The organism is Fluviibacterium sp. S390 (assembly GCF_049800695.1).
GTDB lineage: Bacteria > Pseudomonadota > Alphaproteobacteria > Rhodobacterales > Rhodobacteraceae > Meridianimarinicoccus.
In genome coordinates this window covers 67,920-87,300 of sequence record NZ_JBNAFN010000009.1, presented here as the reverse complement: position 1 = coordinate 87,300, position 19,381 = coordinate 67,920, and the positions used below count along the sequence as shown (strand labels likewise).

The window sequence follows — 19,381 nt, the reverse complement described above, 5'->3', positions numbered from 1 at the left end:
GCCGGGCACCGCTTTGCGGCGCGTTTGAGTATTTTTGCCAAGAAGAAATGCGATGGTGCATGCAAGAGACGGGGCGCGCCCTGCGTTGCAGCAGCGCGGCCCCTGTCGCTAGCCCATGGCCCGCAGCACCCGCGCGGGGCGGGCAGCCAGGGGTGGCCAGGAAAAGCTGATCCCGGCCAGCAGGGTGACCCCGATGCCGCCCAGCACGATGGCCAGCGCGTTGCCCGGATCAAGCTGGAACGAACTGTCCATGACGAAGACCATGACCGCCCAGGCCGCGGTGGCCCCGGCGACAAGCGCCACGGCCCCGGCCGCCGTGCCCAGCAGCAGCGCGCGCAGGGCAAAGCCCAACAGGATCTGCGGCCGGGTGGCGCCGAGGGTTTTCAGGATTGCGGCTTCGTAGATCCGGCCGCGCACACCGGCGGCGGCGGCACCGATCAGCACCACGAAGCCGGTCAGCAAGGTGGCCCCGGCGCCATAGGACGTGGCCGCCGCAAGGCTGCGCAACACGCGTGCCACATTGTCGATGGCGTCACGCACCCGGATGGCGGTGATGTTGGGATAGGCGCTGGCCAGGTCGCGCAGGATGGCGGCTTCGGCCTCGGCCTCGGCATAGACTGTCGCGATATGGGTGTGCGGGGCACCCCTGAGGGCAGCGGGGTTCAGCGACAGCACGAAGCCGATCCCGGCGTTGGAGAAATCCACCTCGCGGAAGCTGGCGATTTCGGCCTCGATGTCGCGGCCCAGGATGTTGACCGTCAGCCGGTCGCCCAACGACAGGCCCAACTCCCCGGCCTCTTCGGCGGCGACGCTGGCCAGCGGCGGGCCATCATAGTCCGCCGGCCACCAGTCGCCGGCCACCACCGAGGTGTTGCGCGGCACCTCTTGCGAATAGGTCACACCCCGGTCGCCGCGCAGCACCCAGTGGTCGCCGGCAACCTCGCGCGCGGGCAGGCCGTTGATGCGGGTGACGACGCCGCGCAGCATCGGGGCGCTGTCAACGCGGCTGACGGCGGGGTCGGTTTGCAGGCGGGCGCGGAAGCCCTCCATCTGGTCAGGCTGGATGTCGACGAAGAAATAGCTGGGCGCGATTTCGGGCAGGTCGCGCTGGATGGCGCCGCGCAGGTTGCTGTCGATCTGGCCCACCGCCGCCAGCACGGTCAGACCCAGCCCCAGCGACAGCACCACGGCGGTGGCATCCTCGCCCGCGCCGCCGATGGCGCCCAGCGCGGTGCGCAGGGTGCGATGGTGGCGCAGCGCCTGCCGCTTGGCCAGCCAGCGTGCGCCCCGGCGCAGCCCCCAGGCCGTCAGCGCCAGCACCAGCAGGGCCGCAAGGATGGCGCCCGCCGTCCAGAGCGCCAGGCGCGGCACGTCCGACAGCGCGGTGGCCAGCCCGACAAGGGCCAGCAACAGACCGGCGATGACCAGCAGGTAGCGTAGCCGCGGCAGCCGCGCGCCGGGACCGGAGCCGTCACGGAACAGCGCCGCCGCCCGAACCTCTTCACTGCGCGCCAGCGGCCACAGCGCGAAGACAAGCGCCGTCAGCGTACCGTACAGCGCCGCTTCGGCCAGCGGTCGGGGGCTGAGCCCGAAGGCCACCGGCACCGGCAGGCGCGCCTCGATCAGCGGTGCCAGCGCCAGTGGCAGGGCCGCGCCCAGCACGACCCCGGCCGCAACGCCCAGCGCCGTGACCAGCCCGACCTGCAGAAGATAGATGGCAAAGATCGTGGTGCGATCCGCGCCCAGGGTTTTCAATGTGGCGATCACCCCGGTCTTGGAGGCCAGATAGGCGCGCACCGAGGCCGAGATCCCGACCCCGCCCACCGCCAGACCCGCCAGCCCGACCAGCACCAGGAAGGCGCTGATCCGGTCGACGAAGGCGCGCACGCCGGGCGCGCCGTTGCGGGCATCGCGCCAGCGCACGCCGCTGTCACGAAAGGCGGTTTCGGCGGCGGTTTCCAGTCCGGCCAGATCGGCGCCCTCGGGCAGGTTCAGACGGTAGCGGGTTTCATACAGGGTGCCGTCGCCCAGCAGTCCCGAAGCCTCGAGCGCCGTGCGCCGCACGATGGTGCGCGGCCCCAGTGCGAAACCGGCCGAGGAGGCATCGGGTTCGACCTCCAGCGCGGCCATCAGCACGAAGTCCTGCACGCCGAGTTTGAACCGGTCGCCGGGGGCCAGCCCCAGACGGTCGATCAGCACCTGCTGCATGACCGCGCCGGGAAGAACCGCGTCGCCGTCCAGCGCCGTGGCCAGCGGCATGTCGGGCGACAGCGTCACAGCGCCGACCAGCGGATAGGCGTCGTCCACCGCCTTGACCTGTGTCAGCCCGCGTTCGGTCACGTCACCCCGTTCGACCACCGCCATGGAGCGAAAGTCATAGACTTCGGACAGGCGCAGGGCGCGCTCTTCCATCCAGCGGCGTTCCTCGGGGAAGGCCGGGCGGTAGGTGAAGGTCATCTCGGCATCACCACCCAGGATGACCGCGCCTTCCGAGCGCAGCCCTTCCTGAATGGCACTGCGCACCATGCCGACGGCGGCAATGGCGGTGACACCCAGCATCAGGCACAGCAGGAACACGGCAAAGCCGCGCAATCCGCCGCGCAATTCGCGCCGCGCAATGCGGCTGGCGACGGCCAGGGTCATTCGGCGGCCCGCAATGCGTCTTCGCTTTCGATGCGGCCATCGCGCAGATGCACCACCCGGTCACAGCGGTCGGCCAGGTCCGGCGCATGGGTGACCAGCACCAGCGTCGCGCCATGGCGGTCGCGCAGGCCGAACAGCAGGTCCATGATCGCCGCGCCATTGGTGCCGTCCAGATTGCCCGTCGGCTCATCCGCCAGCAGAATTACGGGACGCGGGGCGGCGGCGCGGGCCAGGGCCACGCGTTGCTGCTCGCCCCCCGACATCTGCGCGGGATAGTGATCCATGCGGGCGCCCAGCCCGACGGCTTCCAACTCGGCCCCGGCACGGTCGAAGGCATCCCGATGCCCGGCCAGTTCCAGCGGTGTTGCAACATTTTCCAGCGCGGTCATGGTAGGGATCAGGTGGAAGGATTGGAACACCACACCCATATGCCCCCTGCGGAAGCGGGCCAATTGGTCCTCGTTCAGCGCCGTCAGATCCTGACCCAGCGCGTGAACCGATCCGCCGGTGGCGCTTTCTAGCCCGCCCATGAGCATGAGGAGCGACGACTTGCCAGATCCCGACGGCCCCACCAGCCCCAGCGTTTCCCCCCGCGCCACCTTCAAGGTGATGCCGCGCAGGATATCCACCGGCCCCGCATTGCCCTGCAGGGTCAGTTTGGCGTCGCGCAGCGACAGGACGGGTTCGGTCATGGGGCGGCTCCGGGGCAAGGGTCGTCTCTTGGCATATGGCGCGCGCAGCCGTGGACGCAAGTTCTTGGGCGCGCTTGTGCTGTCGCTGATCCCATTGGCCGCGGCGGCAGAGCCGGTCGTGGTGGCCGCCCTGGGCGACAGCCTGACGCAGGGGTACGGTCTGCCGGTCGAAGATGGGCTGGTGCCGCAATTGCAGGACTGGCTGGCCGAAAACGAGGTCTCGGCAAAGGTTCTGAACGCCGGGGTGTCGGGCGACACCACCGCCGGCGGGCTGGCCCGCATCGGTTGGACTCTGACCTCGGAAGTGGATGCGCTGATCGTGGCCCTTGGCGGCAACGACCTGCTGCGCGGCATCGATCCCCTCGCCAGCCGCGCCAACCTTGAAGGCATCCTGTCCGAGGCGCGCGGCCGCGGCCTGCCGGTATTGATGATCGGGATGGAGGCTCCCGGCAACTATGGTCCCGGCTACAAGGCCGCCTTCGACAGCATGTATCCCGATCTGGCCATGCGCTACGACGCGCTGCTGGTACCCGACATGCTGGCGCCGCTGAAGGCGCTTCAGGCCAAGGATCCGCAGGCGATGGCGCGCTACATGCAAGCGGATCGGCTGCATCCCAATGCCGAAGGCGTCCGGGTGATCGTCGAGACCATCGGCCCCGAGGTCGCCCGGCTGGTGGCGCGCGCCCAGCCCTGACCCGCGTCCTCCCGACCCCTGTCCGCGCCGCGCCAATGCGCTAGGTTCCCGGTGTCACGACGGCTTTTTCAGGACACCGCCCCGCCATGCTTCTCGACATTCGCGATTTGCGCAAGACCTTTCCCGGCGATCCCGCCCCGGTGACCGTGCTGGACGGCGTGTCGCTGGCGCTGGACGCGGGCGAGACGCTGGCCCTGACCGGGGAAAGCGGCAGCGGCAAGAGCACGCTTTTGACCCTGATCGCGGGGCTGGACCGGCCCGATGCCGGACAGCTGCGGATCAACGGCACCGAGATCACAACCCTGCGCGACTGCGCCCTTGCCGCGCTGCGCCGCGACACGGTGGGGCTGGTGTTCCAGCAGTTCAACCTGATCCCGTCCCTCACCTGCGGCCAGAACCTGAGCTTTCATGCCCGTCTGGCGGGCCGCGAAGACCGCGAGTGGCAGGACCAGATCGCCACACGGCTGGGGCTGGCCCCGCTGCTGGACCGCTACCCCGAGCAATTGTCGGGCGGCCAGCAACAGCGCGTGGCCATTGGCCGGACCCTTGCGGCGCGTCCGGCGCTGATCCTCGCCGATGAGCCCACCGGCAACCTGGACGAAGACAGCAGCGAAGCGGTGCTGCAACTGTTCCTCGACCTGTCGCGCGACAGCGGCGCCGCACTGCTGATGGTCACCCATTCGCAGGTGCTGGCGGCACGGCTGGACCGGCGCGCGCATCTGAGCCACGGGACAATCGAATGACCGGCGGACGAGCGGGGTTGCTGGCGCTGCTGTCGCATTGGCGGCGGCATCCGGGGCAGGCCCTGACGCTGCTTCTGGGTCTGGCGCTGGCCACCGCGCTGTGGACCGGGGTGCAGGCCATCAATGCCGAGGCGCGCGCCAGCTATGACCGCGCCGCCTCGATGCTGGACCAGCAGGGCCGCCCGGTCTGGACCCGCAGCGACGGGGCCCCCGTGCGCCTCGACACCTATGTGACTTTGCGCAAGGCGGGCTATCCGCTGGCCCCGGTGATCGAAGGCACGACGCGGATCGGCGGCCAGACCGTCACGCTTCTGGGTCTCGATCCGCTGTCCGCCCCGATCCTGCCCGAGGCCGACGCCCAGAACACCGACGGCACAGACGGCCTGGCCGCCTTCATCGGCCCGCCCGGCCAGTTCTTCGGCGCGCCCGAAACGCTGGCCCGTCTGGATCAGACCGTCGCGCAAGCGCTGGTGCCCGCCTCAGATCTCGCGCCCGGCCTTCTGGTGGGCGACATTGGCACCGTGTCCCGCCTGCTGGATCAGCCCGACACCCTGTCGCGGATGATCGAGGTGACCGCCCTGCCCGCCCATCTGCCGCCGCTGACCGACCTGGCGCCGCAGTTGACGCGCAGCCAGCCCGACCGCCGCGCCGAGATCGCCGGGCTGACCGGTGCTTTCCACCTGAACCTGACCGCCTTCGGATTTCTCAGCTTCACCGTGGGCCTGTTCATTGCCCATGGCGCCGTCGGTCTGGCTTTCGAACAGCGGCGGGCCATGATGCGCACCCTGCGCGCGCTCGGGTTGCCCGCACGCACCCTGATCGCGCTGATGGCCGCCGAACTGGTGCTGTTTGCGCTGGTCGCCGGAACCCTTGGGGTGCTCCTGGGCTACCTGATCGCCGCCGCCTTGCTGCCGGATGTGGCGGCCACCCTGCGCGGGCTTTATGGCGCACCCGCCACCGGCACGCTCAGCCTGCGGCCGGGCTGGATCGGCGCCGGGTTCGCCATGGCCGGGCTTGGCACCACCATCGCCGCCGCCCAAAGCCTGACGCGCCTGTTGCGCTTGCCGATCCTGGCCAGCGCCCAGCCCCGCGCCTGGCGACTGGCCTCGACCCGCAACCTGCGGCGGCAAGCGGGGGCGGCCATCGGCCTGATCGCCCTGTCTGGTACGTTGGCGTGGCTAGGAGATGGTCTTGCAACCGGCTTCGTCCTGCTGGGTGCGCTTCTTCTGGGCGCGGCCCTTCTGCTGCCCCCACTGCTGGCCGCAGCGCTGGCCCGCGCAGTAAAGGCCGCCCGCCGCCCGCTGCCGCAATGGTTCTGGGCCGACAGCCGCCAACAACTGCCCGGCCTGTCGCTGGCCCTGATGGCCCTGTTGCTGGCGCTGGCGGCCAACATCGGCGTTTCAACCATGGTCGGCAGCTTTCGACTGGCCTTCACCGACTGGCTGGATCAGCGGCTGGTGGCCGAGGTCTATGTGGACACCGGTACACCCGAAATGGCCATGCGTCTGCGCCCGGTACTGGACAGCGCCGCCCGCGAGGTTCTGCCGCGCGTGTTCCACGACACACGGATCAATAACCATCCCGGCGCGGTCCAGGCCCTGAGCCCGGCGGCCAGTTGGCGACAGACCTGGCCCTTGCTCGATGCAACCCCCGATGCCTGGGAGGGTCTTGCGGCAGGCACCGGCGCCTTCATCAACGAACAATTGCACTACCGGCAAACCCTCGCCCTGGGCGACGAGGTGCGCATCGACGATACCGCATATACCGTGCTGGGGATCTATCCCGACTATGGCAACCCGTCGGCCGAGGCGCTGATCGGGCTGAAGGCGTTCCAACAGCAGTTTCCCGAGGTGCCAATCATCCGCTTCGCGCTGCGGATGCCGCCCGGAGATGTGGCGGCCTTCTCCGCCCGTTTGCGCAGCGAATATGGTCTTCCGGCGGCGCAGATCATCGACCAATCCGCGCTCAAGGCCTCGGGCCACGCGGTCTTCGAACGCACCTTCGCGATTACACGGGCGCTGAACCTGCTGACGCTCGGGGTGGCCGCGCTGGCCATGTTGACCAGCCTTCTGACCCTATCGACCCAGCGCCTGCCACAGGTCGCGCCGGTCTGGGCCCTGGGCCTGCAACGCCGACATATCGGCGCGCTGGAACTGCTGCGCAGCGCGCTGCTGGCCGCCATGACGGCGGTTCTGGCGATTCCGGTCGGGCTGTGCCTGGCCTGGGTGCTGCTGGCGGTGGTCAACGTCGGTGCTTTCGGCTGGCGCCTGCCGATGACGGTGTTTCCCGGCGACTGGATCAGGCTGACAGCCCTGGCCATCCTGGCCGCGCTTGCGGCGGCGGCCCTCCCGGCCCGCAAGCTGGCCAGCCAGCCGCCCGTGGTTCTCATGAAGGGATTTTTCAGTGACCGCTGACCCGACGCTGCCAATCGTGCCCCAAGACCCAACAGCGCATGCCGCCAGCCGCCAGCCGGTCCGGCGTCCGCTGCGCACAGGACTTCCATTCTTCTTGGCAAAAATACTCACTGCCCTGCCCCAGGCCATCCGCGCCCTTGTCTGCGCATGTCTGACCCTCGTCCCCCATGCCCTGCCCGCCACCGCCCAGGGATTTGCCGGCATGGGCAGTGACGCCGACGGGTTCCAGCTGCCCGCTCCCGGCCGGGCCTTTTCCTTCCCACAGGACCACGGCGCCCATCCCGGATTTCGCATCGAATGGTGGTATGTGACGGCCAATCTCGAAGACGCCGAGAGCCGCGCATTCGGGGCGCAATGGACACTGTTTCGCGCCTCCCTGTCCCCCGATCCGGGGGAGGGCTGGACGTCCTCGCAGATCTGGTTCGCGCACGCCGGTCTGACCGATGCCAGCCGCCACTTTACCGCGCAGCGTTTTGCACGCGGCGGGATCGGGCAGGCCGGGGTCATGGCCCAGCCCTTCCACGCCTGGATCAACGACTGGGCGATGATCGGCCGGGACAACAGCGCAGAGGCGCTGGACAACTTGCAGATACAAGCCCGCGGCGCGGACTTCGCCTATGATCTGGCACTGGCTGCCGAGGGCCCGTTGGTGACCCATGGCGAAGGCGGATATTCTGTCAAGTCACCGCGCGGGCAGGCCAGCTATTACTACTCGCAGCCGCACTACCACGTCACAGGCATGCTCGATCTGCCCGAAGGCCCGGTCGCCGTGACCGGCACCGCCTGGCTGGATCGGGAGTGGTCGTCGCAGCCGCTGGCCCCGTCCCAGACCGGCTGGGACTGGTTCTCGCTGCATCTGGAGGATGACACCAAGCTGATGGTCTACCGCCTGCGCGATGCCGAAGCGGCGGATTTCGTACCCGGCACCCACATCCTGCCCGATGGCACGGCGCAGCACATTCCCGACGGGGCGATCACGCTGACACCCGAAGGCACGGCACAGGTCGCCGGGCGCGAGATCCCGGTGCGCTGGCGCATCCAGTGGCCGGACAAGGGCTATGACCTGCACACGGCCCCGCTGAACCCGCAAAGCTGGATGGACACCAACGTGCCCTACTGGGAGGGTCCGGTGACGGTGCAAGGCAGTCACAGCGGCAAAGGGTATCTGGAGATGACCGGCTATGAGTGATCCCTGGACCGACCTTGACGCCTATCACCAATGGGTCTGGCAAAAGCTGCAAGACGGGCCAAGGCGTCCCGATGCCCCGGCCCGGCTTCTGGCGCTGGCCACGGCCTCAGCCGACGGGGCCGCCGCGCGCATGGTGGTGCTACGGGCGGTCGACGCGTCCGCGAGGATGCTGGAGATTCACACCGACCTCAGGTCCGCGAAGGTCACCGAGATCCGGGCCGATCCGCGCGCGACGCTGCTGCTGTGGGATCCGGCGGATCAACTTCAGGCACGTCTGAACTGCGAGATCACTCTCGCCACGGGGGCCGAGGTGGCGCCTCTCTGGGCGGCCATTCCGCAACAGGCGCGCCGGATCTATGGCGGTGCTGCGGCCTCGGGGACGCCCTTGACCCGACCAGAACCCTTGCAAGCACCCGATGGGATGGCGCAATTCGCGGTCCTGCGCTGCAGGGTGACCGGCATTGACGCCCTGCACCTGGGGCGCGATCTGCATGCCCGCGCCCGCTGGCGCCACCAGGACGGCTGGCACGGCCAATGGATCGCCCCCTAGCAGCAGACCGGTTTCAGGGAACATTAACCTCGCAGCGTTTAGTTCAAATGCGTGCTGATTTTTCCTGTCCTGATGCGAGCGTGTTGTTCCCCATGTCTGCGCCTGTTGCCCGCCTGACCCGTCCCGCCGCCCCGCCGCCCTTTGCCTGGCTGTCGGCCTATGCCAGCCGCACCGATGTCACCCTGGCGGATGAGGCCTTCCACGCCCACGCCGTGATCCGCCTGCCCGACCGTGTGTTGCGCGGACCGCAGGCGGTGATGGCCGATGCCATGGCGCTGCGGGCGACGCTGACCGGCTGCGCAGTTCTGGGAGAGGAGGCGATCTCGGTCGATACCCGGGCTGGTCCCGGCGCGGACACCGGTGGCATGGCCGTGGCCACGCGCGCCACCCTGCAAGCCAGCCATGGCGGTGCCGGCCTCTGGGGCGCTGCCACGGGCAAGCCGGTGCAGATGCGGGTGTTGGCCGAATGCTGGCAGACCGAGGCCGGGATCCGCGACGCCTGGATGATCCGCGATACCGCGGCCCTGTTGTGCCAGATCGGGGCGGGCGATCCGCGCGGCTGGCTTGAGGCGCAGGTGCAAGCAGGCACCGTGCTGCCCGCGCCCCTGACCCCCGAAACCGACCCGGAACCGGCCTATGGCGACCGCGGCCCCGCCGGGCCAGAGGCGGACGGACTGGCCGAGATCCTGGACCGGGTGCTGGGCGGCGAGATGTCCTGCATCGGCGACCACTATGCCGAGGGTTGCGAGGCCACCTATCCGGGCGGGCATTCCGCGATTGGCCGGGATGCCGTCGAAAGTTTCTGGACCGGGTTGCGCAGCGCCTTTCCGGCGGCCAGTTTTCGCATCGATCATCGCATGGGCCATGCCCCGGCCCGTGGCGCGGCCTCGGCGGCGGTGCGATGGTCGCTCTATGGGCGGCACGACGGGTTCGGTCGCTTTGGGGCGCCCAGCGGGGCCTATGCCTATGTCATGGGTCTGACGCAGGTTGAGTTCGGTCCAAACGGGGTGCGCCGTGAATGGACGCTGATCGACGACGTCGCGATCTGGACCCAGCTTCTGGCCCCCCGCCCCGAGGCGCGTGAGGCCGGCTAATCCGGGCAGCGGATCCAGCGCGACCATCAGTCGGGTTTGCACGGCCTGCGCAGGATGGCTGTGCCGTGAAACGCCATGCCCATCGCGCCATCCTGACACGCGAGCAGCGCTCCGCCCCCCTTGCGCGGGTTTGCTTTCGCGCTGCCCTTGTGAAACGCTGGTTCCCTCACCGGGGGCCACGCCATGACCGACAGCTTTCGCCAAACCGTCAATGCCATCTGCGCCGGGTGTCCGGGTGCCGTATGCTCGGATCCCTGGGGCGGCGGGCATGATGCCTGGAAAGTCGGGGACAAGATGTTCGCCTGCCTCGGTGCCGTCGATCCCGGCGTGTCGGTGAAATGCGCCGATGTCGAAACCGCCGCCATGCTGATCGACGCGGGCGTCGGCACGCGCGCGCCCTATTTCCACAAAAGCTGGGTGCGCCTGCCCGCCGGACGAATTGCGGCACCGGATCACCCTGTCCTACGACCTGATCCGCGCCCGCCTGCCCAAGCGCATGCAGAAAGACCTGCCACCGCGCACCGGCGGCGACTGACCGCGATGGCCCCCGGTACCGCCGCCGGACAACCGCCCGGCTTGGCGCCCGGACCACTAGCGCTAACAAAAACCCGCCCCTCTGGCTGGACGCGCCGGGTTCGGGCCTCTATCACATCCCCATGGACGACTTGAGGCAACATTTCCCTGTCGGATCATTGCATCCGGCCGGTAACAAGCGGGATGTGGCATGACCAAAGCCAAAAACGCATGAGCACGACATTCGACGACCTTCGGGGCGCTTCGGTCTTTCTGACCGGCGGCGGCGCGGGCATCGGCGCGGCCCTGACCGACGGCTTTCTGGCGCAGGGCGCCAAGGTGTTCTTCGTGCAACGCTCGGATGCCTCGGACTTCTGCGCCGCGATGGAGGCCAAGCACGGCATTCGCCCCGGTTTTGCCGCCTGCGATGTCACCGACATCGACCGCCTGAAAACCTGCATGGACACGGCCGCAACCGAAAACGGGCCGATCACGGTTCTGGTCAACAACGCCGCCAACGACCTGCGCCACAAGGCGCTGGAGGTGGATGAAGCCTTCTGGGACCAGACACAGGCCATCAACCTGAAGTCCTATTTCTTCGCCTGCCAGCATGTGCTGCCGGGGATGATCTCGGCGGGCGGCGGGGCCATCGTGAACATGTCTTCGATCAGCTACATGATGGGGGCCGCCAACCTTGTGGGCTATACCACCGCCAATGGTGCGATCACCGCGATGACCCGCTCTCTGGCGCGCGAATTCGGTCCGCTGGGCGTGCGCGTCAATGCGCTGGCGCCGGGCTGGGTCTTTACCGAAAAACAGCTTGAGATGTGGGCCGATGAAGCCAGCGTCACAGCGCATCTGAACCGGCAGTGCCTGCCGCACCGACTGGAGCCTCAAGACATGATAGAGCCCGTGCTTTTCCTGGCCTCTGACGCCAGCCGCGCGATGACCGGACAATGCATTGCCGCCGACGCCGGCGTTGTGGTCAGCGGATGAGCCGAATCGACTGGATCGCCGCCGACTGGGGCACTTCTCACCTGCGGGCCTGGGCCATGGCCGGCACCGAGGTCGTCGCCGAAGCCAAATCGGTCAAGGGCATGGGCAAGCTGACCCGCGACGAGTTTGAACCGGCGCTGCTGGAATTGATCGCGCCCTGGCTGGGCGAGGCCCCGATGCAGGTCATCGCCTGCGGCATGGTGGGCGCACGCCAGGGCTGGGTCGAAGCGCCTTATGCAACGGTGCCCTGCCTGCCCGTTGCCGCGGCCCCGATGAAAGCCCCGGTCAGCGACCCGCGCCTCGACGTGCGCATTGTCGCCGGGTTGCGTCAGGACAAGCCCGCCGACGTGATGCGCGGCGAGGAGACCCAAATCGCCGGGTTCGTGGCGCTCAACCCCAACTTCGACGGGGTGATCTGCCTGCCCGGCACCCATACCAAATGGGCCCATATCTCGGCCGGGGAAGTGGTCAGCTTCCAGACCTTCATGACCGGAGAGATGTTCTCGCTTCTGGGCACCGCCTCGGTCCTGCGCCATTCGGTCGGCGCGGAGGGCTGGGATGACGACGCCTTCGTCGAGGCACTGGACGAGGCCCAGTCCCGCCCCGAACGCATGGCCGCCCGGCTGTTCGGCCTGCGCGCCGAGGCGCTGTTGCACGACCAGCGCCCCGAATCCGCCCGCGCCCGCCTGTCGGGCTTTCTGATCGGCGCCGAACTGGCCGCCGCGCGCCCCTATTGGCTGGGCCAGCAGGTTGCCGTGATCGGCGCCCCCGCCATTGCCGCCCCCTATCTGGCCGGGCTGACACGGCAGGGGCTCGCCCCGATCCAGGCCGCCGCCGACCTCATGACACGCGCCGGGCTGATGGCCGCGCGCAAACTCGCATCGGAGACCCCCTCATGAGCCGCCCGCTGATTGCCATTCTGCGCGGGATCACCCCGCCCGAAGCCCTGCCTGTCACCGAGGCGCTGATCGCGGCCGGGATCGACCGGATCGAGGTGCCGCTGAATTCCCCCGACGCGCTGACCAGCATCGGCGCCATGGCCGCGCGGTTCGGCGCGCAGGCGCTGATCGGCGCGGGGACCGTTCTGGACACCGCCGCCGTGCATGCGGTGCGCGATGCCGGCGGCCGGATGATCGTGTCTCCGAACTGCGATCCCGGCGTGATTTCCGAAACCAAGGCGTTGGGGATGGAAAGCTATCCCGGCGTGTTCACCGCCACCGAGTGTTTCGCGGCCCTGAAGGCGGGCGCCGATGGGCTGAAGATCTTCCCGGCCTTCAAGCTGGGACCGGATGGCCTGTCAGCCCTGCGCGCGGTGCTGCCCGCCGATGCGCCGGTGTTCGCCGTGGGCGGTGTCGGCCCGGCTGATTTCGCCGCATGGCGGGCGGCTGGCGCGGATGGGTTCGGCATCGGCACCGGGATTTACAAACCCGGCCGCAGTGCCGCCGATGTGGCCGCCCTGGCCGCCGAACTGATCGACGCCTGGGACGGCACCGTCCGCGCCTGACACCCGCAACCGGGCAACACAACGGAGAGACCCCTCATGGCCACGACAGACCCCGGTATCGCCCCCTTCGGAACGCTTGCCGACGGCACGGATGTGCAAAAGGTCACCCTGAACGATGGCACGCTGAGCGTGGCGATCCTGACCTTCGGCGCCATCGTGCAGGATGTGCGTCTGGCCGGGGTGCCCCACAGCCTGACCATCGGCACCGAGGATATGGCGACCTACGCGGGGCCCATGGCCAGCGCCGGCGGGCTGATCGGGCCGGTGGTCAATCGCATTTCGGACGGCAGTGCCGACCTGGACGGCAAGACCTATCGGTTCGAGCGCAACCAGGATGGCCAGCACACCTGCCACGCCGGCGCGGCGGGCACCCATCGCAAAGTCTGGACGCTCGCGGAGCGCACCGACACCCATGTCGAGCTGACCCTGACCCTGCCCGACGGTGAGGGCGGGTTTCCCGGCACCCGGACGGTCACCGCGCGCTATGCGCTGACGGCCCCCGGAACGCTGGAGATGCAGGTCACCGTCTCCACCGATGCCGCCACATGGATCAATTTCGCCAATCACAGCTACTGGAACCTGGATGGGACCGACACCTATGCAGGCCATCGCCTGACCATCGACGCGGAGCGCTATTGCGTGCCCGGCCCCGGCGACCTTGCCACCGGGGAGGTGCGGTCGGTTGCGGGCACGCCCTATGATTTCCGGCAGGAGCGCACCCTTGCACCCGGGCAGGATGCCAAGCTGGATCTGAACTTCTGCCTGGCGGAGGCGCGCCGCACGCCGCGACAGGTTCTGACCCTGACCGGCGCAAGCGGGGTGCGGATGGAACTGGAAACAACCGAGCCCGGGGTTCAGATCTATGACGCCGGTGGCATCCGCACCGGGGGCGCGGTGGGCCATCACGGCAAGACCCATGCGGCCTATTGCGCGCTGGCCATCGAAGCCCAGGGCTGGCCCGACGCGCCAAGCCACGCGGCGTTTCCCTCGACCGTGCTGCGCCCCGGAGAGACCTATGCGCAGATCACGCGCTGGCGGTTCGCGCAAACCTGAGCGCGGCGCGTCTGGCGGTCGGAGCGGTTTGAGTATTTTCGCCAAGAAGAAAGTGGCCGGGGATTGCCATTGGTGCGCATTATGGCGTCCGGACCAGTACGGGATATCCGCTAGGGCTTGCGCCCGCAGACCCGGCGACGCAAGGTTTTCTCCATGCAACAGTGGATCGACACAGTGGTGACAGCGGGCCTGGGCGGGCCGGCGTCATGAGCGGGCCGCGCTGGATCACCGCCGAACCGCTGACGCGGGGCGGATTTGCGCGCTACGGCGATGTGCTGGAGGCCAGCGGGGCGCCGGATCGCTGGATCAACCAGGGGCTTTGTGGCCGCTATCACGATCACGCGCTTCTGGACTTCGGCGCGGACGGGCGCGCCGGGATCAGCCTGTTCAAGGCTGTGCCGCGCAACATGCCCTACACGCTGGACCTTGTAGAGCGGCATCCCGAGGGCAGCCAGGCCTTCCTGCCCATGTCGCTGGATCCGTTCCTGGTGACCGTGGCCGAGGATGGCCCGAACGGGCCAGAGGGGTTTCGCGCCTTCCTGACCGAACCGGGACAGGGGGTGAATTTTCATCGCGGTGTCTGGCACGGGGTGCTGACGCCGCTGTCCGGGCCGGGGCTGTTCGCCGTGGTCGACCGCATCGGGCCGGGCCGCAATCTGGAAGAGGTATCGCTGGACCCGCTGGTTCTGGTGACACGCGGCTAGCGGGGGGGCAGATGTTCTATATCCCCTCTGACGGCCACGGCCTGCCACACAACCCGTTCAACGCCATTGTGACGCCGCGCCCCATCGCCTGGGTCTCGACCCGCGACGGTGAGGGCCACGATAACCTTGCGCCCTATTCCTTCTTCAATGCGGTGGCCTATGCGCCGCCTCAGATCATGTTCGCCTCGACTTCGGAAAAGCCCGACCGTGAAGGCACCAAAGACAGCGTCGGCAACATTCGCGACACCGGGGTGTTCTGCGTCAATATCGTGGAACACGCGATGGGCGGCGTGATGAACGCCAGTTCAGCGGCGTTGCCGCGCGGGGAAGATGAATTCGTGGTGGCGGGCGCGAACAAGGCACCTTGTGCCACCATCGATTGCCCACGCGTCGCTGAAGCGCCCGCCAGCCTGGAATGCCGCCTGATCCGGATCCTGCAACTGCCCGGCAAGGCCAACTTCACCGTGTTTGGCGAGGTCACGGGCGTGCATCTGCGCGATGATTGCCTTGTCGACGGGCGGTTCGATGTGACCCGCTACAGGCCGCTGGCGCGGATGGGCTATCGTGACTATGCCGCCATCGACGCGGTCTTCGAACTGGCCCGTCCCGACGACTGATACGCAGCGATTGCCCGCACCCGACCCCGGTGCCATAGTTCCCCCGGAACAGTCAGAAGGGACCCGTCAGGATGAGTGAAACGGTTATCGGTGTGATCGGCGGCTCGGGCGTTTACGAGATCGACGGGTTGCAGGACGCGCGCTGGCAGGCGGTGGACAGCCCCTGGGGGACGACTTCGGACCAGATCCTGACTGGCAGGCTCGACGGGGTGAAGATGGCCTTCCTGCCGCGTCATGGTCGGGGCCATGTGCATTCGCCGTCCACCGTGCCTTACCGTGCCAATATCGATGCGCTGAAGCGGCTGGGGGTCACCGATGTGATCTCGGTTTCGGCCTGCGGCTCGTTCCGCGAGGAGATGGCGCCGGGCGATTTCGTCATCGTCGACCAGTTTATCGACCGCACCTTCGCGCGCGAGAAGTCCTTCTTCGGCACCGGCTGCGTGGCGCATGTGTCGGTTGCCCATCCCACCTGCCCGCGACTGGGCGATGCCTGCGCCACGGCGGCGGAAGCCCAGGGCGTGACCGTCCATCGGGGTGGCACCTATCTGGCGATGGAAGGGCCGCAGTTCTCGACCCTGGCCGAAAGCCGGATGTACCGCGAGGCCTGGGGCTGCGACGTGATCGGCATGACCAACATGCCCGAGGCCAAGCTCGCCCGCGAGGCCGAGCTGTGTTACGCCTCGGTCGCGATGATCACCGACTACGACAGCTGGCATCCCGATCACGGGGCCGTGGAAATCACCGAGATCATCGCCACCCTGACCGGCAATTCCCAGAAGGCCCGCAACCTGGTGGCCGCCCTGCCCGGCCTGCTGGGTGCGGACCGCGCGCCCTGCCCCCATGGCTGCGACCGGGCGCTGGAATATGCGGTCATGACCGCGCCGGACAAGCGCGACCCGGCACTGCTGGCCAGGCTGGACGCGGTGGCGGGCCGGGTGCTGGGCGCATGACACCTGCGACCCTGCCAACGGTTGGCGCAGAAGGTGCCGCCCCTTATCCCGTTCGGGGTGCTTCTGCCCGGGCGCCGAAGAAGCAGAGGATCTGGCGATGACCGAGACCGTGCAAGACTTCATCCGCACCATTCCCGACTTCCCGCATGACGGGATCATGTTTCGCGACGTGACCACCCTGTTTGGCCATCCGCGCGGCTTTCGCATGGCGGTGGACCAGTTGCTGTCGCCCTATGCCGGACAGCGGATCGACCTGGTGGTGGGGCTGGAAGCCCGCGGCTTCATCTTGGGCGGCGCGGTGGCGCATCAGCTTTCGGCCGGCTTCGTGCCGGTGCGCAAGAAGGGCAAGCTGCCGGCCGCGACCCTGTCCGAGGACTATACGCTGGAATACGGCAGCGCCACGGTCGAGATCCACGATGATGCCATCGCCGCGGGCCAGACCGTGCTGATCGTCGATGACCTGCTGGCCACCGGCGGCACCGCCGAGGCCGGGATCAAGTTGGTGGAACGGCTGGGCGGCAACATCATCGGCTGCGCCTTCGTGGTGGACCTTCCCGATCTGGGCGGCCGCGCCCGGCTTGAGAAGATGGGGATGCCGGTGCATGCCCTGTGCAGCTACGCCGGGGACTGACCGGCGCGGTGGCCGCCGGGAAACCTGAAGGCTTGCCATCGCGGACGAAGGGGGCAGCGCACTGGGACAACGCCCAGAAGTCTGAAGCCCCTTGCTGAGGAAGGGAAGCTGCTATTCCGCCGCCAGAACCGCGCCCGGGTTCATGATGCCGCGCGGGTCCAGCGCCCGCTTGATCGCCCGCAGGGCCGCCAGTCGCGCCGGATCGCCATAGCGTTGCAGATCGTCCACCTTCAGACGCCCGATGCCATGCTCGGCACTGACCGAGCCGTCGAATTCGTGCACCAGATCATGGACCGCGCGCATGATGGCGCCCTTGCGGTCCTTGTAGGTCTCGCGCGCCTCGCCCATGGGCGGGAACACGTTGTAATGCAGGTTGCCGTCGCCCAGATGTCCGAAGCAATTGACCCGGAACGGTCCCAGCGCCGCGATCACCTCATCGCCCCGTGCGATGAAGTCGGGCAGCGCTGCCAGCGGCACCGACACATCGTGCGACGAGATCGCGCCGATCTTCTTGTTGGCCTCGGGGATGCTCTCGCGCAGGGTCCAGAACTCGGCCCGCTGGCCATCGGACAGGGCGATGCGGCCATCGCTGACCAGATCGCGCTCGAAGGCGGCCTCAAAGATCGTGGCCAGCGCCTCTTCGGGATCGCCGGGACCGGTGAAGCCAAGTTCGACCAGCACCGACCATGCGGGCGGCGCATCGAAAGGCTGGCGCACCTGCGGCATGGTTTCAGCCAGGAATTCCAGCCCCTGCTGCGACATCAGTTCGAAGGCGCTGATCGCCTCGCCCACCTCGGCGCGGGTCAGGGCCAACAGGTTCAGCGCGGCCTGCGGATCGGGCACCACGAAGATCGCCGTGGCCTCGGCGCGGGGTTTTGGAAACAGCCGCAGCGAGGCCGCCGTGATGACCCCGAGCGTGCCCTCCGAGCCGATCAGAAGGTTGCGCAGATCATAGCCGGTGTTGTCCTTGCGCAGCGCGCTCAGCCCGTGCCAGATCGATCCGTCCGGCAGCACCGCCTCAAGGCCCAGACACAGGTCGCGGGCATTGCCATAGCGCAGCACGTTCACCCCGCCCGCATTGGTGGCCAGATTGCCGCCGATCCGGCAGGAGCCCTGCGCGGCAAGGCTGAGGGGAAACAGCAGGCCGGCGTCGCGCGCGGCGTCCTGCACGTCCTGCAGGATCGCGCCGGCCTCGGCCACCAGCACGCCCGACGGCACATCCAGCGACCGGATCGCGGTCATCCGTTCCAGCGAGAGCAGCAGCGGCGCCGGGCCATCGGCCATCACCTGCCCGCCCACCAGACCGGTGCCGCCGCCGTAAGGCACCACCGGCACCGACAGGTCAGCGGCCGCGCGCACCACTTCGGCCACGCCCTCGACCGTGTCCGGCGCGACCACGGCGCAGGCATGGCCGATGTAGGCCCCACGGGGTTCTTCCAGATAGGCAGGGCCCAAGGGACGAAACGCCGCCTTGGGAAGGGTCCGGTTCAACCTGTCCAACACTTGGCGGGCCGCAGGAGAAATGTCAGTCATCGTCACTCAAATACGCCGGTTGCAAGACCATGACCGTAGGCCGTTGCGGCAAGCTGCGCAACGAGACTTCAAGGTCCGGGCCACCCACCCGTTCGATCTCGAACTTGTCCTGCATTCCGGCAAGGAACACCGACAGGGTGCCGTCGCCGAACCAATGCATGGGGATCACGATCGACGCGCGCAGCCGCGTCAGAACCCGGATCATCGACGGCAGGTCCAGCGTGTTGCCGCCATCCACCGGCGCCATCACCACGTCCAGGCGTCCCAGCGCCGCGAATTGTTCGTCGGTGGGCACGTGATGCAGATGGCCCAGATGGCCGATGCACAGGCCTGCGACCTCGAACACGAAGATGGAATTGCCGTCCTCGCCGCTTTCCACCCCGCCCGACCACGACCTTATGTCGGTGGACACCGACCGGACCAGCATCTCGCCCAGATCCAGGTGATGATCCGCCGGCCCGCCATCGGGGTTCCAGCCCGGCAGCACATGGGGAATGCGCGGATCGGGCAGTGCTGTCCAATGGGAACTGTGGGCGCGATTCATGGTCGCCACGTCGGGCACGAAATCGGTGCTGCCCAGAAAGCCGGTGTAGTCGGTCACCGCTGTCGTCCCGCCCTGCCCCCGGATCAGGAAACTGGCGTGGGCGACATAGCGCAGGCGTACGGTGTAATCCGGCAGCGGATCGGTAAAGGCCGCGCGATACAGGTAGACCCCGCCGGGCAGGTTCTGAACCAGCGAGATGCAATGGCTGGGGCGGCGATCCTGCGCCTGCAGCGGGTTGGCCAGCAACAGGATCAGGGCAAGGGCAAGACGGATCAGGGGCATGGGGGCGACCTCCGGGCTGTATGCCGAAAGGGTAG

The 19,381-nt window shown here is 68.3% G+C and carries 19 protein-coding genes; 15 read left to right on the top strand and 4 right to left on the bottom strand.

The window, feature by feature from the left end:
- Nucleotides 1-108: 108 nt before the first annotated feature.
- Both ACP15K_RS09490 and ACP15K_RS09485 read right to left on the bottom strand, forming a co-directional pair.
- Nucleotides 109-2,643, bottom strand: coding sequence for an ABC transporter permease (locus tag ACP15K_RS09490; protein WP_424990373.1), 2,535 nt, complete (start codon nt 2,641-2,643; stop codon nt 109-111).
- The gene (locus ACP15K_RS09485) at nt 2,640-3,335 is read right to left on the bottom strand and encodes an ABC transporter ATP-binding protein (protein WP_193141787.1); all 696 of its coding nucleotides are present in this window, start codon (nt 3,333-3,335) and stop codon (nt 2,640-2,642) included. Before ACP15K_RS09485 ends, ACP15K_RS09490 begins: the two co-directional genes overlap by 4 nt.
- Between ACP15K_RS09485 and ACP15K_RS09480 the strand changes: the two genes are divergently transcribed.
- From ACP15K_RS09480 to ACP15K_RS09410, 15 genes are all read left to right on the top strand, one after another.
- Entirely contained in the window at nt 3,334-4,029 is a 696-nt protein-coding gene (locus tag ACP15K_RS09480; protein WP_193141788.1) for an arylesterase, read from the top strand. The genes ACP15K_RS09485 and ACP15K_RS09480 overlap by 2 nt on opposite strands.
- A gap of 86 nt (nt 4,030-4,115) precedes the next feature.
- Nucleotides 4,116-4,772, top strand: a complete 657-nt coding sequence (locus ACP15K_RS09475) for an ABC transporter ATP-binding protein (RefSeq protein WP_424990372.1) — start codon at nt 4,116-4,118, stop codon at nt 4,770-4,772.
- Nucleotides 4,769-7,186 carry an ABC transporter permease gene (locus ACP15K_RS09470; protein ID WP_193141790.1) on the top strand — a complete coding sequence of 806 codons (2,418 nt, stop codon included), beginning with the start codon at nt 4,769-4,771 and terminating at the stop codon, nt 7,184-7,186. Before ACP15K_RS09475 ends, ACP15K_RS09470 begins: the two co-directional genes overlap by 4 nt.
- Before the next feature lie 94 nt (nt 7,187-7,280).
- The gene (locus ACP15K_RS09465; RefSeq protein WP_394355466.1) at nt 7,281-8,375 is read left to right on the top strand and encodes a lipocalin-like domain-containing protein; all 1,095 of its coding nucleotides are present in this window, start codon (nt 7,281-7,283) and stop codon (nt 8,373-8,375) included.
- Nucleotides 8,368-8,925, top strand: a complete 558-nt coding sequence (locus tag ACP15K_RS09460; protein ID WP_424990371.1) for a pyridoxamine 5'-phosphate oxidase family protein — start codon at nt 8,368-8,370, stop codon at nt 8,923-8,925. The genes ACP15K_RS09465 and ACP15K_RS09460 overlap by 8 nt, the downstream gene beginning before the upstream one ends.
- 92 nt (nt 8,926-9,017) lie before the next feature.
- A complete protein-coding gene (locus ACP15K_RS09455) occupies nt 9,018-10,019 on the top strand; it encodes an ester cyclase (protein WP_193141792.1) in 1,002 nt (333 codons plus the stop codon).
- Nucleotides 10,020-10,202: 183 nt separating this feature from the next.
- Nucleotides 10,203-10,688 (top strand): MmcQ/YjbR family DNA-binding protein, encoded by a 486-nt coding sequence (locus ACP15K_RS09450; RefSeq protein WP_424990370.1) that lies wholly within the window; start codon nt 10,203-10,205, stop codon nt 10,686-10,688.
- A 75-nt stretch (nt 10,689-10,763) separates the two neighbouring features.
- A complete protein-coding gene (locus ACP15K_RS09445; RefSeq protein WP_424990369.1) occupies nt 10,764-11,528 on the top strand; it encodes an SDR family NAD(P)-dependent oxidoreductase in 765 nt (254 codons plus the stop codon).
- On the top strand, nt 11,525-12,427 hold the full coding sequence (locus ACP15K_RS09440) for a 2-dehydro-3-deoxygalactonokinase (protein ID WP_424990368.1): 903 nt from the start codon (nt 11,525-11,527) through the stop codon (nt 12,425-12,427). Before ACP15K_RS09445 ends, ACP15K_RS09440 begins: the two co-directional genes overlap by 4 nt.
- Nucleotides 12,424-13,032 (top strand): 2-dehydro-3-deoxy-6-phosphogalactonate aldolase, encoded by a 609-nt coding sequence (locus ACP15K_RS09435; RefSeq protein WP_424990367.1) that lies wholly within the window; start codon nt 12,424-12,426, stop codon nt 13,030-13,032. The genes ACP15K_RS09440 and ACP15K_RS09435 overlap by 4 nt, the downstream gene beginning before the upstream one ends.
- A 36-nt stretch (nt 13,033-13,068) precedes the next feature.
- Nucleotides 13,069-14,085 carry an aldose epimerase family protein gene (locus tag ACP15K_RS09430; RefSeq protein ID WP_424990366.1) on the top strand — a complete coding sequence of 339 codons (1,017 nt, stop codon included), beginning with the start codon at nt 13,069-13,071 and terminating at the stop codon, nt 14,083-14,085.
- A gap of 206 nt (nt 14,086-14,291) precedes the next feature.
- Complete coding sequence (locus tag ACP15K_RS09425) at nt 14,292-14,789, top strand: ureidoglycolate lyase (protein WP_193141798.1); 498 nt, start codon at nt 14,292-14,294, stop codon at nt 14,787-14,789.
- 11 nt (nt 14,790-14,800) lie between these two features.
- The gene (locus ACP15K_RS09420) at nt 14,801-15,406 is read left to right on the top strand and encodes a flavin reductase family protein (protein WP_193141799.1); all 606 of its coding nucleotides are present in this window, start codon (nt 14,801-14,803) and stop codon (nt 15,404-15,406) included.
- 71 nt (nt 15,407-15,477) lie between these two features.
- Nucleotides 15,478-16,356 (top strand): S-methyl-5'-thioadenosine phosphorylase, encoded by an 879-nt coding sequence (locus tag ACP15K_RS09415; protein ID WP_193141800.1) that lies wholly within the window; start codon nt 15,478-15,480, stop codon nt 16,354-16,356.
- Between the two features lie 97 nt (nt 16,357-16,453).
- The gene (locus ACP15K_RS09410; RefSeq protein ID WP_193141801.1) at nt 16,454-16,987 is read left to right on the top strand and encodes an adenine phosphoribosyltransferase; all 534 of its coding nucleotides are present in this window, start codon (nt 16,454-16,456) and stop codon (nt 16,985-16,987) included.
- Nucleotides 16,988-17,098: 111 nt separating this feature from the next.
- On the opposite strand, the gene ACP15K_RS09405 is transcribed toward ACP15K_RS09410, so the two are convergent.
- Both ACP15K_RS09405 and ACP15K_RS09400 read right to left on the bottom strand, forming a co-directional pair.
- Complete coding sequence (locus tag ACP15K_RS09405; protein ID WP_424990365.1) at nt 17,099-18,520, bottom strand: FAD-binding oxidoreductase; 1,422 nt, start codon at nt 18,518-18,520, stop codon at nt 17,099-17,101.
- Entirely contained in the window at nt 18,513-19,340 is an 828-nt protein-coding gene (locus tag ACP15K_RS09400; RefSeq protein ID WP_424990401.1) for an MBL fold metallo-hydrolase, read from the bottom strand. The genes ACP15K_RS09405 and ACP15K_RS09400 overlap by 8 nt, the downstream gene beginning before the upstream one ends.
- Nucleotides 19,341-19,381: the final 41 nt, after the last annotated feature.